This is a genomic window from Brevundimonas abyssalis TAR-001 (assembly GCF_000466985.1).
In the GTDB taxonomy this organism is placed as follows: Bacteria; Pseudomonadota; Alphaproteobacteria; order Caulobacterales; family Caulobacteraceae; genus Brevundimonas; species Brevundimonas abyssalis.
This window is the reverse complement of the sequence record NZ_BATC01000006.1, coordinates 35,532-48,932: the sequence shown is the minus strand read 5'-3', so window position 1 is coordinate 48,932 and position 13,401 is coordinate 35,532. Positions and strand designations below refer to the sequence as shown.

Here is a 13,401-nt window from a genome sequence, read left to right as displayed (position 1 = left end):
AGAGGGCGGCCGGCGCGAGGCCCGCCCTACTGCTCTTCCTCGAAGCGGCAGCCGACCAGGTCGCTGAGGGCGGCGACGGCTTCGGCGGCGTCGGGGCCTTCGGCGGCGATCTCGATGGGGCAGCCCTGGCCCGCGCCCAGCATCAGCAGGCCCATGATGGAGCGGGCGTCCACGGTGACGCCCTCGCGGGTCACCTTGACCTCGGACTGGAAGCCGGAGGCCAGCTTGACGAATTTGGCCGAGCGCGGGCGTGCAGGCCGCGCGCGTTGCAGATGTCGACGGTGACAGCGGCCGTCTCGCTCATTTCTCGCCCGCCAGCACCCAGGACGCCACGGCGATGTATTTGCGGCCCGCGTCCTGGGCATGGGCCACGCAGGCCTCAAGGCTTTCGCGCTGACGGACGCTGGCCAGCTTGATCAGCATGGGCAGGTTGAGCCCGGCGATGACCTCGGCCTTCGTCTGCTCCATCACCGAGATGGCCAGGTTGGAGGGGGTGCCGCCGAACATGTCGGTCAGCAGGATGACGCCCTCGCCCTCGTCCACCGCTGCGGCGGCGTCGACGATGTCCTGACGGCGGCGCTCCATGTCGTCCTCGGGGCCGATGCAGATGGCGGCGGTCCCGCGCTGGGGCCCCACCACATGCTCCATGGCCGAGAGGAATTCCGTCGCCAGCCCCCCGTGGGTGACGATCACCAGTCCGATCATGCGAACCCGCCCGAAACGGATGAAGAGATGGCTGACGTGGCCATGCAACGCCTCACGAAACTTCGCGCCCCCGCCGGACCGTCCGGTCCCGTGTCGACCGGCCGCGCCCCGAGGGTCTGCGGCCAGACCGGCTTCAATAGGCCAAAGGACGGCCGGCTCCAAGGGCCCTCAACGCCACAGCGAGCCGGGCCGGCGCCGAGGCGTTGAGGGCCTGGATGTCGATCGTCGGCACGGGCACGTCCGCCAGGCTCTGGAACGCCGGTTCAGGCAGGCGTTCGGGCGGCTGGTCCACGCATCGGACGATCAGATCCACGCGGCTGAAGGGCAAGGCGGGGATTGGCGTGATCCCCAGCCCTCGAATCTCCATGCGGCCGAAGATCCGGTCCGGCGCCCGGGCGTAGAGGCGCTGCTGAGAGCGCCAGACCTGGGCGTAGTCGTCCGCCACGGCCCGCCAGCCGTGGTCCATGAGGCGCAGCAGAAGGTCGCTCTTGCCCGCGCCGGACGGGCCGGTCAGCAGAACGCCGCTCCAGCCCCGGTCCGGCAACCGAAGGGCCGCGGCGCAGGCGTGGGCCAATTCAGCCATCGGCGTCATCAGCGACGGGCCGGGTCCTGGCCTTCGATCCGGGTCTGGCGCGCGGCAATGTGACCACGAAGCACGCCCCCTTGACGGCGCCGGCGTCGTCCGTGCGGTTCTCGGCGTGGATGGTCCCGCCGTGGGCCTCGATGATCTGTCGGGCGATGGACAGGCCCAGGCCGGAGTTGCCGCCGAAGGCCGCGCCCTTGGGCCGCGCGGTGTAGAAGCGCTGGAACACGGTCTCCAGATTGTCGGGCGGAACGCCGGGGCCGTCGTCCTCGACCCGCACCCTGACGCGGTCGCCCTGGCCGTCCAGGCTGACCTGCACGGCGTGATCAGGCGGGCTGAACGAACGGGCGTTGTCGATCAGGTTGCGGAACACCTGGCCCAGCGGCCCCTCGCGGCCCGTGACCTGGGCGGCGCCCTCCAGAGCGTCGGTGAACCGCACCGTGACGTCGCCGGGCCGCTGGGTGGCCACATAGACCGCTGCGATGTCGCCCAGCAGTTTCGACAGGTTCACCGGGCGCGGGCGGTCCCGCGACAGCTCCGCGTCCAGGCGCGAGGCGTTGGAGATGTCCGTGATCAGGCGGTCCAGCCGGCTCACGTCCTGCTGCAGCAGGGCGGTCAGGCGGGCCTTGTCCTCGGGCGCCTTGACCAGCTCCAGGGTCTCGAGCGCCGAACGGATGGAGGTCAGGGGGTTCTTGATCTCGTGGCTGACGTCGGCGGCGAAGCGCTCGATGGCGTCCATGCGGTCCGACAGGGTGGCGGTCATGGTCTCCAGCGACCGGGCCAGGTCGCCGATCTCGTCCTTGCGCTCCTCCAGGTCGGGCAGGGAGATGGCCCGCGCCCTCTGCAGGCGCACCTGATCCGCCGCCGCCGACAGCCGCAGGATCGGCCGGGCCACGAACAGGTGGATCAGAAGGGACGTCAGAAGGGACACCGCCAGGGCCACGAAGGCGAAGGGCATCAGGGCGCGGCGCTGGGCGTCCAAGGTTTCGTCCACATCGCCGGCCTCCAGCGTCAGGACGCCCAGCACATCGCGCACATGGCGGACGGGCAGGGACACCGACACCACGCGCTCACCGGTCTCGGCCCGTCGAATGCTGGTCTGGGGTTCGCCGGCCAGGGCGCGCTCGACCTCGCCGCTCAATTCCTCCCGCGCGCGCTCGATCCGGGCGTTCTCCCTTACGGGATCAGGGGGCGCGGGGGCCGCCGCGCCGGCCGGAAGGGCGGGATCCAGCGGCTCGCCCGGGATCTGTTCGGTGACGGTGTAGCTGTCGATGAGCAGCCAGCCGTTCTGATCGTACAGCCGCACCCGCTGGCCACGGGGAATGAAATTGTCCCGCAGCCACTGGGAGGCGGCCAAATCGTCCAGATAGGGCGTGGGTTCGCCGCGCGTGATGCCCAGTTCGCCCAGCACATTGGCCAGCAGCTCGGCCTGGGACGTCAGGGATTCGAGGCGCGCCTCGATCAGGTTGCGGCGCCACTCGTTCAGCAACAGGGCGCCGACGAACAGGATCAGCAGGCTGAGCAGGTTCAGCGCCAGGATCAGGGCGCCCAGCCGCGATCCGACCATGCGCAGCCTCAGGGTTCGCCACCGCGCGGCCCATAGCGAGGCCGCGCCCTGCGAACGGTCAGCTTTCTCTGTATCGGTATCCGACGCCATACAGGGTCTCGATTGCGTCGAACTCGGGATCGACCACGCGGAACTTCTTTCGCATCCGCTTGACGTGGCTGTCGATGGTCCGGTCGTCCACATAGACCTGATCGTCGTAGGCGGCGTCCATGAGGTTGTCGCGGCTCTTCACGAAGCCGGGGCGCTGGGCCAGGGCCTGAAGCAGCAGGAACTCGGTGACCGTCAGCTTCACGGGACGGCCCTCCCAGGTGCATTCATGGCGGGCCGGGTCCATGCTCAGCTTGCCGCGCTTGATGGCGCGGCCCGAGACGTCGCCGCCCGCTTCCGCGTCCTCGGCGTCGGCGCCGACGCGGCGCAGCAGGGCCTTGACCCGCTCAATCAGCAGCCGCTGGCTGAACGGCTTGTGGATGTAGTCGTCCGCGCCGAGGTTGAAGCCTAGGATCTCGTCGATCTCCTCGTCCTTGGACGTCAGGATGATGACCGGCAGGGTCGAGGTCTGGCGCAGGCGGCGCAGCACCTCCATGCCGTCCATGCGCGGCATCTTCACGTCCAGAATGGCCAGGTCGGGCGGGCTGGATTCCAGCGCGTCCAGGCCCGTGGCGCCGTCGTGATAGGCGGTCACCTTGTGGCCGTGGCTTTCCAGCGCCATCGAAACGGACGCGACGATGTTCTCGTCGTCATCGACCAGGGTGATGTTGGCCATGGTGTCTCCTCATGCGTTCCGAAACGCGCCTTCAGGTCACAGATAGTGCGGCGCGGCGAAACTTGACACCCCTGAACGCTCGGCAAGCGTAACCGTTCGTTTCCGGGGCCCGTGAATTTCGCCGCCGCAGTTTCACGCGACCTTAAAGGCTTGGCCGCATGATGGCGAAGAAACGCACTTTCCGAGGCTAGAATGGCCGGACCGGTCCACTACGAAATCTATATCCGCAAGACGCCTGCGGATTCCTGGAGCCTGCTGCAGGCGACTGAGAATCGCAAACAGGCCGTCGAGACGGCCGAGGACCTGCTCGCGGACAAGCGCGCCGCCGCCGTGCGCGTGACCAAGGAGACCCTGGACCCGGAGTCCATGGAGTTCCAGAGCGTCACGGTGCTGACCCTGGGCGCGCCGAGGTGAAACAGAAACGCATCGTGCGTCAGGACGATCAGCCGTCCAACTGCATGACTCCGCAGGATCTTTACGCACCGCATGCGCGCGAGGTCATCGGCCGGGTGCTGGAGGACTGGCTGAAGCGGCGCCAGGTGACCCCATTCGAACTGCTGCACCGGCCCGATCTGACGGAGGTTCTGGAGGCCTCCGGGGTGGAGCTGCAGCACGCCGTCCAGAAGGTGGCTGTGCCTGAAAGCCAGGCCACCGGACTGCCGGTTCACGACCTGATCCGACACTATCAGAAGCTGATCCAGGCCACGACCGAGCGGATCATTGATGCGGGACGCAAGAAACTGTTCGCGGACCTGGACGAGCCCGGGACGTCGGTCGCGGACCTGGCGATCAAGCTGGAGGGCCACGCTGACCGCGGCTTCCTGATGGGCGGCGCCGTGTGCGGCGCGCTGAAGGACGTCACGGGCGGCCGCGCGCGCCTTGAGCGGATGATGGATCTGGTGGACGCCGCCCCGGCCGAGGGCGCGCCGCGCGCCATGGTGCTGGTGGCGGTCGAACAGATCCTGTGCGAGCTGTTCGCCGCGCCGCCGCGTCGGGCCGAAATTCTGGGCCCCTCCCTGGACCTGGGCGGGAACCTCGCCGCCATCGTGCGCATGGTGGCGCCCAATGAAATGGAAATGCTGATCCGCATGGAGCCGCGCCTGGCCGCCCATGTGCCGCCCGTGGACGGCCCGGCCGAACGCCTTGGCCGTCGTCTGGCCGCCGGGGAGTTCCGCCTGCTGGCCGCCGCCATGGCGCGCGAGGTGATCCGCGAGCTCAAGGGGTCCCGGCGTCTGCGGCCCGGCGACGCCCCCGGCGAGATCGACATCCTGCGGACCCTGGCCATGGCCCTGACGGCCACCACCGGCAGGCTGCTGTCGCTGGAGGAGGTTCAGGACGCCTTCGTCCAGCGGTCCAAGGCCCTTGTCACCGCCGATTTCGTCGGCACCTACGCCGCCAGCTGCAAATCGGCCGTCGACGAGGCCGCAGCCCTGGTGCGGCTGTGCGAAAACGTCACCGGCGCGGCCAACAAGCGGGCCGCCGGCCGCTGGCTGTCAGCCTGCGTCGGCGCCCTGAGGTTCGAGACCGAACAGCGCGGCGGACCGCCGAATCTGGCCGCCCAGCGTCTGGCCGCCCTCGCCGTCCTTCAGAAGGGGGTCCGCGCCGCCGCCCTGGGCGAAAAGGATGAGGCCGAGATCAGCGGCCGCATCGGCGCCGTGGCCGGGCTGGTGGAGGCGGATGCGAGGCTCGTCGCCCAGGTGGCGAAGTCGCCCCTGCCGCCGGTGCGGCGACTGTCCGTGCTCCTGAAGCTGGCGAGCGGCGAGACGGCGCCGTTCGGCCCTGTGGCCGAGCGGGCGCGCGCAGAGGCCATCCGCATCTTCAAGACGCCCGACGCCCGGGCCGCCCTGTCGGCCGAGCCCGAGGCGCTGGCGCCGCTGCGGCCGCTGATGAAGGCGGCCGGCCTCGCCGCCTAGTTCAAACAGGCGCCTGATTCACGGCATCGGTGGAGTCGCGAAGCGATCCACCGATGCCGATCGGCCTTAGTCGAAGATGTCGAAGATGCTGGGGCGCTTGCGGCGATGTCCGCCGTGGCCGTATTCGCCGCGTTCGCCGTACTCCCCCCTTTCGCCACGCTCGCCGTATTCCCCGCGCTCGCCGTAGCCATGCTGCTGCACCGGCGGGGGCGCTGGCGCGGCGCGGGCTGGGACCAGGGAGCCTGGGGCGAAGGCGCCTGAGGGGCGGAGGGCGCCGGGGCGGCGTCGACGGCGGCCTGCATCAGCTTTTCGAGCTCTCCCCGGTCCAGCCATACGCCCCGGCAGGTGGGGCACATGTCGAACTGGACGCCGGAGCGTTCCACGGTCTGCATGGGGGCGTTGTCGTTCGGGCACATCAGAAGGGGCATGGGCGGTCTCGCGAGATCATGGGAGGGGATCGAACGCAGGGCGCCGGAGACGAGGAACAGGCCGTCGACACCGGGCTGCGCCCGATGCGGTCCGACATCACGTGGTCCGAAGACCGCGCCAGAGGGGCCCGTCCCGCGAGGACAGGCATAGACCGGGCAGGCGGCGTCCCGCAAGCCGACGCCTGGTTGAAGCGAAAGGCCGCATGGCGTAGACCTTCGCGGACAACTTCAATTGTTATCTACAGATCACGGCGTATTCCCGCCGTGGAAAGGTGCGCGTGAACGATCTGTTTTCGGACATCAATGAGAACAAGGCTGATTTCGATACGATCTATATACAGCCTGATCCACGCCAGTACTTCACGGTTCTGGGCGGCCTCGACTACATGATTCCTGATCTGGCCGCGCCGGTTATGCGACAACTCATGGGGGCGCGCTCAGCCCTGCGCGGAGACAACCCGACGGTGCTGGACGTGGGCTGCTCCTACGGCGTCAACGCCGCCGTCAACCGGCGACCCCTGAGCTTTGGGGACCTGCACCGGCGCTACGCCCGGCGCGAGATGATGCCCCTGACGCCCGATCAGCTGCGCGTGCTGGACCGGATGTTTCTGGCCGGATGGCCCGAGATGGACGCCTCTCGCTGGCTGGGCCTGGATATTTCAGCCCCGGCCCTGGATTACGCCCAGGCCGTGGGCCTGATCGAACAGGGCATTGTCGCCGATCTGGAAACCAACGCCCTGACCGACGACCAGCGCGCGGTGGTGAGCCAGGCCGACATGATCCTGTCCACCGGAGCGGTGGGCTATGTCACAGAAACCACCCTGGGCCAGATCGTGGACGCTGCGGCGGACCGAAAGCCGTGGGTGGTGTCGTTCGTGCTGCGCATGTTCCCGTATGACCGCATCGCAGAGGCCATGGCCGAGCGCGGTCTGGTGACCGAGAAGCTGGCGGGCGCCACCTTCGTGCAGCGTCGGTTCCGCGACACGGCGGAGTTCCAGCAGACCCTGGCGGCCCTGACCACCATGGAACTGGACATCACAGGTCTGGAGGCCGACGGCCTGTTGCAGGCTGAACTGTATGTGTCGCGCCCGGAGGCGGACATACGCGTCGCGCCCCTGGACGAGGTGGTGACGGTGGCCAGCGGCCGGGGCCGGGGAGCCAGTCCGCGCTATGTGCTGGTGGAGACCGCCGACGGCCCGCAGGTCGGAATGGAGCGCTGATCTTCAGCAGGCCTGGCCCGTGCACCAGCCGGACGACCAGGCCCACTGGAAATTATAGCCGCCCAGCCAGCCGGTGACGTCCACCGCCTCGCCGATGACATACAGGCCCGGAACGGCTTTCACCGCCATTGTTCGCTGGTCCAGGGCTGCGGTGTCGACCCCGCCCAGGGTGACCTCGGCGGTGCGGTAGCCCTCGGAGCCCACCGGCTTGACGGTCCAGGCGTTGACCGCCTGATCCAGCCGTCTCAAGGCCTTGTCCGGCTGGTCGGCCAGATTGCCGGCGAGGCCTTCGCGCAGGGCGATGCTCTCGGCCAGACGGGCGGGGATGATGCGGCCCAGCGCCGTGTGCACGGCCTGGCGGCCGTTTTCGGCGCGCGCGGCCTTCAGCGTCTCGAACACCTCCGCGCCCGGGGCCATGGCGACCGTGACCTCGTCGCCTTCGCGCCAGTAGGAGCTGATCTGCAGGATGGAGGGGCCGGAGAGGCCCCGGTGGGTGAACAGCAGGCCCTCGGAAAAGCGCGTGCGGCCGTGGGCCACCACGGCGTCCACCGAGATGCCTGCCAGGGGCTTCAGCTGCTCCAGCAGGCCGGGCTCGAAGGTCAGGGGCACCAGCGCCGGGCGGGTCGGGACCACCCGCACCCCGAACTGCGCCGCCAGATCATAGGCCCAGCCGGTGGCGCCCATCTTCGGGATCGACTTGCCGCCGGTGGCGGCGACCAGCGAGGCGGCGCGCACCGTGCCGCCGTCCGAGAGGCGGCACTGGAAACCGTCGCCCTGGTGCGCCACGGCCTCGACACCGGTGCTCAGCCGCAGGGTTGCGCCCGCCTGGCGCATCTCGCCGGTCAGCAGTCTTATGATCTGCTTTGCGCTGTCGTCGCAGAACAGCTGCCCGAGGGTCTTCTCATGCCAGGCGACGCCGTGGCGATTCATCAGGGCGATGAAGTCGTGCTGGCTGTAGCGGCGCAGGGCCGAGGTGGCGAAGCGGGGGTTCTCCGACAGGAAATTGGCCGGACCCGTCCCCAGGTTGGTGAAATTGCAGCGTCCGCCGCCGGAGATGCGGATCTTCTCGCCCGGGGCGGAGGCATGGTCGACGATCAGAACGCGACGCCCGCGCTTGCCCGCCTCAATGGCGCACATCATGCCCGCGGCGCCCGCGCCGACGATCAGGACATCGAACTCTTCGGTCTTCATCCGCGCCCTATAGCAGGGCGGCGCCTATTTGCGACGGTCGGCCTCGGCCTCGAACTGGTCGTGAGTCTTGTTGTCGTAGCGATCCGGGTGGTCGTATTCCTCGCGGGTCGCGGCCTGGGTGACGGCGTCCACGCGCTTGTTGCGGTGCTTGTTGCGCCACAGCATCACCGCGAGCATCACGCCCAGGGCCAGGGCGCCCAGCGGAAAGATCAGTTCCCAAGTCAGCATGTCGGTTTCCTTTCAGGGTGTGAAAGGGCAACGGACGGCGAAGCGGCCCTGTTCCGTCAACGAGGCTCGCGGTCGTCCCGCTCGGGCGCCGGTTTTTCGCGACCGGCCCTTTCGTGGGCTTCCTTGTGGTCCTGATGGGTGAAGCCCTCGACCCCGGCCATGGGGCTGGCGTCCCGCTCGATCTCCACCGGGCTCAGCACATAGGCGGTCAGCAGCTCGGCCAGCGAGCGCAGGGCGTGCACATGGATGCGCTCATAGCCGTGGCTGGCGTCCACGCCGAAGGTGACCAGGGCAGTGCGGATGTCGGCCCCCGCCTCCAGCGCCGAGGCGGAATCCGAGCGGTAGTAGCGGAACACGTCCTTCTGGAAGCGGATGTCCTCCTCACGCGCCAGCTTCACCAGCTTGCGGGTCAGATGGAAGTCGAACGGGCCGGTCTGGTCGGCCATGGCGATGGTGACGCCGAACTCGTCGGAGTTCTGGCCCGGCGCCGTGGTGCCGTTGTCCACGGTGATCATGGAGGCCACGTCGGGCACCAGCACCGACGAGGCGCCGGAGCCCACCTCCTCGGCGATGGTGAACAGCCAGTAGGTGTCCACCGTGGGCGTCTGCGGGTCCTCCATGATGGCCTTCATGGCCGCCAGCATGACCGCCACGCCCGCCTTGTCGTCCAGGTGGCGCGAGACGATGAAGCCGTTGTCCAGGAACTCCGGCTGGGGGTCGATGGCGATGATGTCGCCCACGTCGATGCCCAGCTTGAGCACGTCGTGGCGGTTTCGAACCCGGGCGTCGATGCGCATCTCCACCTGGCGCCAGCTGACGGGCTGCTCGTCCACCTCCTCGTTGAAGGTGTGGCCGGAGGCCTTGAGCGGCAGGATGGTGCCGCGCCAGCCGCCCTTTTCCGAAAACACCGTGCCGCGCGCGCCCTCGGCGAAGCGTGAGGACCAGTGGCCGATGGGCACGACCTCAAGCCGACCGTTGTCCTTCACCGCCTTCACCTGGGCGCCGAGGGTGTCCACGTGGGCGACCACGGCCCGGGCGGGCCGGGGCTCGTCGCCCGGGATGCGGGCGCGGATGGCGCCGCGGCGGGTCAACTCGTAGTCCACGCCCAGCCGGCCCAGCTCGCGGCACACCTCCCAGACCACCTCGTCGGTGTAGCCGGTGGGGCTGGCGATCCCCAGCAACCGTTGAAGGCGGTCGATGAGATATTCGGTGTCGATGGTCAGGCGGGCCAGGGGAAGCCTCCGTTCAGTGGTCTTTGGGGGCGCGCGCGACCCGGGCGGCTGCGGCGGGCATGGACAGGGGGAACAACAGGTCCACGAAGCGTTCGGCCGTAGGCTGCGGCTCATGATTGGCCAGACCGGGGCGTTCGTTGGCCTCGATGAAGGCATAGTCCGGTTCGCGCCAGGATTTCACCATCAGATCGATGCCGGTGACCGAGATGTCGATGGCCCGCGCCGACGCCGTGGCCGCGCGGATCAGGGCGGGGTGAACCTCTTCGGTCACGTCGTGGATGGTTCCGCCGGTATGCAGGTTGGCGGCCTTGCGCACCTCCACCTCCAGTCCTTCGGGGGCGACGTCATCAAGCTGATAGCCCGACTCAGCGAGGCAGCGTTTCGTCTCGCCGTCCAGCGGGATCCGGGACTCCCCGCCCGTGGCGGCGGCGCGGCGGCGGCTCTGGCGCTCGATCAGGGCGCGGAAGGTGGAGCGGCCGTCGCCCACCACCCGGGGCGGACGGCGGATGGCGGCGGCCACAACCTTGAAGTCGATCACCACCAGCCGCAGGTCCTCGCCCTGGACATGCTCTTCGATCAGCACTTCCGCGCAGATCTTGCGGGCGGCGGCGACGGCCTTTTCGACGGCGTCCATGTCCTTGAGGCCCACCGCCACGCCCTTGCCCTGTTCGCCGCGCGCGGGCTTGACCACCAGGGCGCCCAGGCGCTTCAGCGCCGCCCGGGTCGCCTCGGGGTCCTCGGCGTCGATGCGCTCGGGGACCACCACGCCCGCCTGCTCGACGATGCGGCGGGTCATGCGTTTGTCGTCGCAGATGCTGAGGGCCACCGCCGAGGTCAGCTCCGACAAACTCTCGCGGCAGCGGATGGAGCGGCCGCCGTGGGTCAGGCGGAACAGGCCGCCTTCCGCGTCGATGATGTCGGTCTGGATGCCGCGCCGGCGCGCCTCGTCCACGATGATCCGGGCGTAGGGGTTCAGCGCCTCGTCGGCGGCCGGGCCGGTGAACAGGGACTCATTGATGGGGTTCTTGCGCTTGACCCCGAAGAAGGAGACCCGGCGAAAGCCCAGCTTCTCGTACAGGGCGATGGCCTGCTCGTTGTCGTGCATGACCGACAGGTCCATGTAGGCCAGCCCTCGCGCCTGAAAATGCTCGGCCAGCCGGCGCACCAGCGTCTCGCCAATGCCCGGCTGGGTGGCCTGCGGGTCCACCGCCAGGCACCACAGGGACGAGCCGTTCTCCGGGTCATTGAAGGCGCGCTGGTGGTTCACGCCCGTGACCGTGCCCATGACCTGACCGGTCGTGCTGTCCTCGGCCACCAGATAGGTCAGGGCCGAACCCTCGCGCTGGGACCACATAAAGTCGGGGCGGGCCTGCACCATCTTGCGCGCCGCATAGATGCGATTGATGGCCTCGGCGTCGGCCTGCGAGGCCAGACGACGCACGGTGAAGCCGCGCGGCTGACGACGAGCGGCGCGGTACACCGACAGGTCCAGCCGGTAGGTGTGGGAGGGGTCGAGGAACACCTCCTGCGGCGCGTGGGCCAACAGGACGTGCGGGTTGCGCACATAGAAGGCGATGTCGCGCCGGTCCGGCCCCTCGGCGCGCAGGGCCTCAATCAGCGGTCCGGCCTCGGGATAGGTCTGGGCGAACAGCAGCCGGCCCCAACCGCAGTCGAGGATGGCGTTTTCGGTGATGGCCGGTCCGTCCTGACCGCCCACCACCGGCTTCAGGCCTTCGTCGCGAAGGCGCTTGAGGCGGTGCCCCTTGAAGCGCGGCCGGGGGTCAGACGCCATGGTTCTGCAGCCACATTTCCAGCAGGGCGACCTGCCACAGCTCGGAGCCCTGCAGCGGGGTGATGTGGTCGGTGGGCTTGTCGAACAGCTGATCCAGATAGCCCTGCTGGAACAGGCCGCGCTCCCGCGCCGCCTGCGAGCCCAGGGCGTCGCGGACCATGTCCAGATAGGGGCCCTGGATGTATTTCAGGGCGGGCACGGGGAAGTAGCCCTTCTTGCGGTCGATCACCTCGTGGGGGACCACCAGACGCGCGGCCTCCTTCAGCACGCCCTTGCCGTTCTGGCTGAGCTTGTGTTCGGGCGGGATGCGGGCGGCCAGCTCGACCAGTTCGTGATCCAGGAACGGCACCCGCGCCTCCAGGCCGAAAGCCATGGTCATGTTGTCCACGCGCTTGACCGGATCGTCCACCAGCATGACCTGGCTGTCCAGCCGCAGGGCCTGATCCACCGGCGTCGCGGCGCCGTCGCGCGCGAAGTGCTCCTCCACCAGGGCGCGGCTGACGTCCGTGTCGGCCATCCATTCGGGGTTCAGGTGAGTCTTCAGTTTGTCGTGGCTGCGGTCGAAGAAGGCCCTGGCGTAGGTGTCGACCGGATCGTTCGCGCCCTGCATGGGCGGGTACCAGTGATAGCCGCCGAACACCTCGTCGGCGCCCTGGCCGGACTGCACCACCTTGATGTGTTTCGAGACTTCCTGGCTCAGCAGGTAGAAGCCCACATTGTCGTAGCTGACCATGGGCTCGGACATGGCGCCGATGGCGCCCGGCAGGGCGTCCAGCAGCCGGTCGTGGGGCACGAAGATCTTGTGGTGCTTCGTGCCGAAATGCTTCGCGATCAGGTCGGAATAGACGAACTCGTCGCCCTTCTCGCCGTGGGCCTCCTCGAAGCCGACGGAGAAGGTCATCAGGTCTTTCTGACCCATTTCGGCCAGCAGGCCGACGATGACGCTGGAATCCACCCCGCCCGACAGCAGCACGCCCACCGGCACGTCCGCCACCATGCGGCGCTTCACGGCGGTGCGCAGGCTGTCCAGCACCAGATCGCGCCACTCCTCGGCGGAGCGTTCGGCGTCGCCCGGGCCGCGCTCCAGCACCGGGGTCCAGTACAGGCGGTCCCTGGACGTGCCGTCCGGCTCGATCACCCGGATGGTGGCCGGCGGGAATTTGGTCACGCCCTTGATGATGGTGTGCGGCGGCGGGACCACCGCGTGGAAGGTCATGTAGTGGTGCAGGCCCACCGGATCGATGGCGGTGTCCACGTCGCCCGCCGCGAGCAGGGCGGGCAGGGTCGAGGCGAAGCGCAGGCGCTTGCCCTTTTCCGCCAGATACAGCGGCTTGATGCCGAAGCGGTCGCGGGCGATCACCACCCGGCCCGTATCCCGCTCGTGGATCACGAAGGCGAACATGCCCTTGAAGCGGTCCACGCATTCGATGCCCCACTGGCGCCAGGCCTTGAGGATCACCTCGGTGTCGCCGTGGGAGAAGAACCGGTGGCCCGCGGCCTCCAGCTCGCCACGCAGTTCAGGGTAGTTGTAGATGCAGCCGTTGAAGGCGATGGACAGGCCCAGGTCGGAATCGACCATGGGCTGCTGCGCCTTTTCGGACAGGTCGATGATCTTCAGGCGGCGGTGGCCGAGGCCCACGTTGCCGCGCAGCACCACGCCGGATCCATCGGGCCCGCGCGGGGCCAGGGCGTCGCACATGCGCTGCAGGGCGCCGGCGTCAGCCGGCTTGCCGTCGAAATTGATCTCGCCATTCAGGCCGCACATGGGCACCCCCAGAG

The 13,401-nt window shown here is 68.9% G+C and carries 13 protein-coding genes and 1 pseudogene; 3 read left to right on the top strand and 11 right to left on the bottom strand.

Features of this window, described 5'->3' with window-relative positions:
* Nucleotides 1–26: 26 nt before the first annotated feature.
* The 5 genes and pseudogenes from MBEBAB_RS02930 to chvI all read right to left on the bottom strand — a co-directional run bounded on the left by MBEBAB_RS02930 (nucleotide 27) and on the right by chvI (nucleotide 3,618).
* Nucleotides 27–304: pseudogene (locus MBEBAB_RS02930) on the bottom strand (HPr family phosphocarrier protein).
* A complete protein-coding gene (locus MBEBAB_RS02925) occupies nucleotides 301–705 on the bottom strand; it encodes a PTS sugar transporter subunit IIA (RefSeq protein ID WP_021696440.1) in 405 nt (134 codons plus the stop codon). The pseudogene MBEBAB_RS02930 and the gene MBEBAB_RS02925 overlap by 4 nt, the downstream one beginning before the upstream one ends.
* 133 nt (nucleotides 706–838) lie before the next feature.
* A complete protein-coding gene (locus MBEBAB_RS02920) occupies nucleotides 839–1,288 on the bottom strand; it encodes an HPr kinase/phosphorylase (protein WP_045318747.1) in 450 nt (149 codons plus the stop codon).
* On the bottom strand, nucleotides 1,281–2,945 hold the full coding sequence (chvG, locus tag MBEBAB_RS02915) for a two-component sensor histidine kinase ChvG (protein WP_021696438.1): 1,665 nt from the start codon (nucleotides 2,943–2,945) through the stop codon (nucleotides 1,281–1,283). The genes MBEBAB_RS02920 and chvG overlap by 8 nt, the downstream gene beginning before the upstream one ends.
* Nucleotides 2,914–3,618, bottom strand: a complete 705-nt coding sequence (gene chvI / locus MBEBAB_RS02910; RefSeq protein WP_021696437.1) for a two-component response regulator ChvI — start codon at nucleotides 3,616–3,618, stop codon at nucleotides 2,914–2,916. The genes chvG and chvI overlap by 32 nt, the downstream gene beginning before the upstream one ends.
* A gap of 192 nt (nucleotides 3,619–3,810) precedes the next feature.
* On the opposite strand from chvI, the gene MBEBAB_RS17115 reads away from it, so the two are divergent.
* On the top strand, nucleotides 3,811–4,032 hold the full coding sequence (locus MBEBAB_RS17115; RefSeq protein ID WP_242397036.1) for a hypothetical protein: 222 nt from the start codon (nucleotides 3,811–3,813) through the stop codon (nucleotides 4,030–4,032).
* The gene (locus MBEBAB_RS02905; RefSeq protein WP_242397035.1) at nucleotides 4,029–5,531 is read left to right on the top strand and encodes a hypothetical protein; all 1,503 of its coding nucleotides are present in this window, start codon (nucleotides 4,029–4,031) and stop codon (nucleotides 5,529–5,531) included. The genes MBEBAB_RS17115 and MBEBAB_RS02905 overlap by 4 nt, the downstream gene beginning before the upstream one ends.
* A gap of 66 nt (nucleotides 5,532–5,597) precedes the next feature.
* Here the strand turns inward: MBEBAB_RS02905 and MBEBAB_RS17905 are convergent, their stop codons facing one another.
* Nucleotides 5,598–5,732, bottom strand: a complete 135-nt coding sequence (locus MBEBAB_RS17905; RefSeq protein WP_021696435.1) for a hypothetical protein — start codon at nucleotides 5,730–5,732, stop codon at nucleotides 5,598–5,600.
* Between the two features lie 505 nt (nucleotides 5,733–6,237).
* Here MBEBAB_RS17905 and MBEBAB_RS02900 point away from each other — a divergent pair.
* The gene (locus tag MBEBAB_RS02900) at nucleotides 6,238–7,179 is read left to right on the top strand and encodes a hypothetical protein (RefSeq protein ID WP_021696434.1); all 942 of its coding nucleotides are present in this window, start codon (nucleotides 6,238–6,240) and stop codon (nucleotides 7,177–7,179) included.
* Nucleotides 7,180–7,182: 3 nt separating this feature from the next.
* On the opposite strand, the gene MBEBAB_RS02895 is transcribed toward MBEBAB_RS02900, so the two are convergent.
* The 5 genes from MBEBAB_RS02895 to MBEBAB_RS02875 are packed head-to-tail and all read right to left on the bottom strand — an operon-like array spanning nucleotide 7,183 to nucleotide 13,387.
* Complete coding sequence (locus MBEBAB_RS02895; protein WP_021696433.1) at nucleotides 7,183–8,370, bottom strand: BaiN/RdsA family NAD(P)/FAD-dependent oxidoreductase; 1,188 nt, start codon at nucleotides 8,368–8,370, stop codon at nucleotides 7,183–7,185.
* A 24-nt stretch (nucleotides 8,371–8,394) separates the two neighbouring features.
* The gene (locus MBEBAB_RS02890) at nucleotides 8,395–8,598 is read right to left on the bottom strand and encodes a hypothetical protein (protein WP_021696432.1); all 204 of its coding nucleotides are present in this window, start codon (nucleotides 8,596–8,598) and stop codon (nucleotides 8,395–8,397) included.
* Nucleotides 8,599–8,654: 56 nt separating this feature from the next.
* Nucleotides 8,655–9,815 (bottom strand): osmoprotectant NAGGN system M42 family peptidase, encoded by a 1,161-nt coding sequence (locus tag MBEBAB_RS02885; protein ID WP_277905831.1) that lies wholly within the window; start codon nucleotides 9,813–9,815, stop codon nucleotides 8,655–8,657.
* Nucleotides 9,816–9,843: 28 nt separating this feature from the next.
* Nucleotides 9,844–11,622 (bottom strand): N-acetylglutaminylglutamine synthetase, encoded by a 1,779-nt coding sequence (ngg, locus tag MBEBAB_RS02880; RefSeq protein WP_021696430.1) that lies wholly within the window; start codon nucleotides 11,620–11,622, stop codon nucleotides 9,844–9,846.
* Nucleotides 11,612–13,387 carry an N-acetylglutaminylglutamine amidotransferase gene (locus MBEBAB_RS02875; RefSeq protein WP_045318734.1) on the bottom strand — a complete coding sequence of 592 codons (1,776 nt, stop codon included), beginning with the start codon at nucleotides 13,385–13,387 and terminating at the stop codon, nucleotides 11,612–11,614. Before MBEBAB_RS02875 ends, ngg begins: the two co-directional genes overlap by 11 nt.
* Nucleotides 13,388–13,401: the final 14 nt, after the last annotated feature.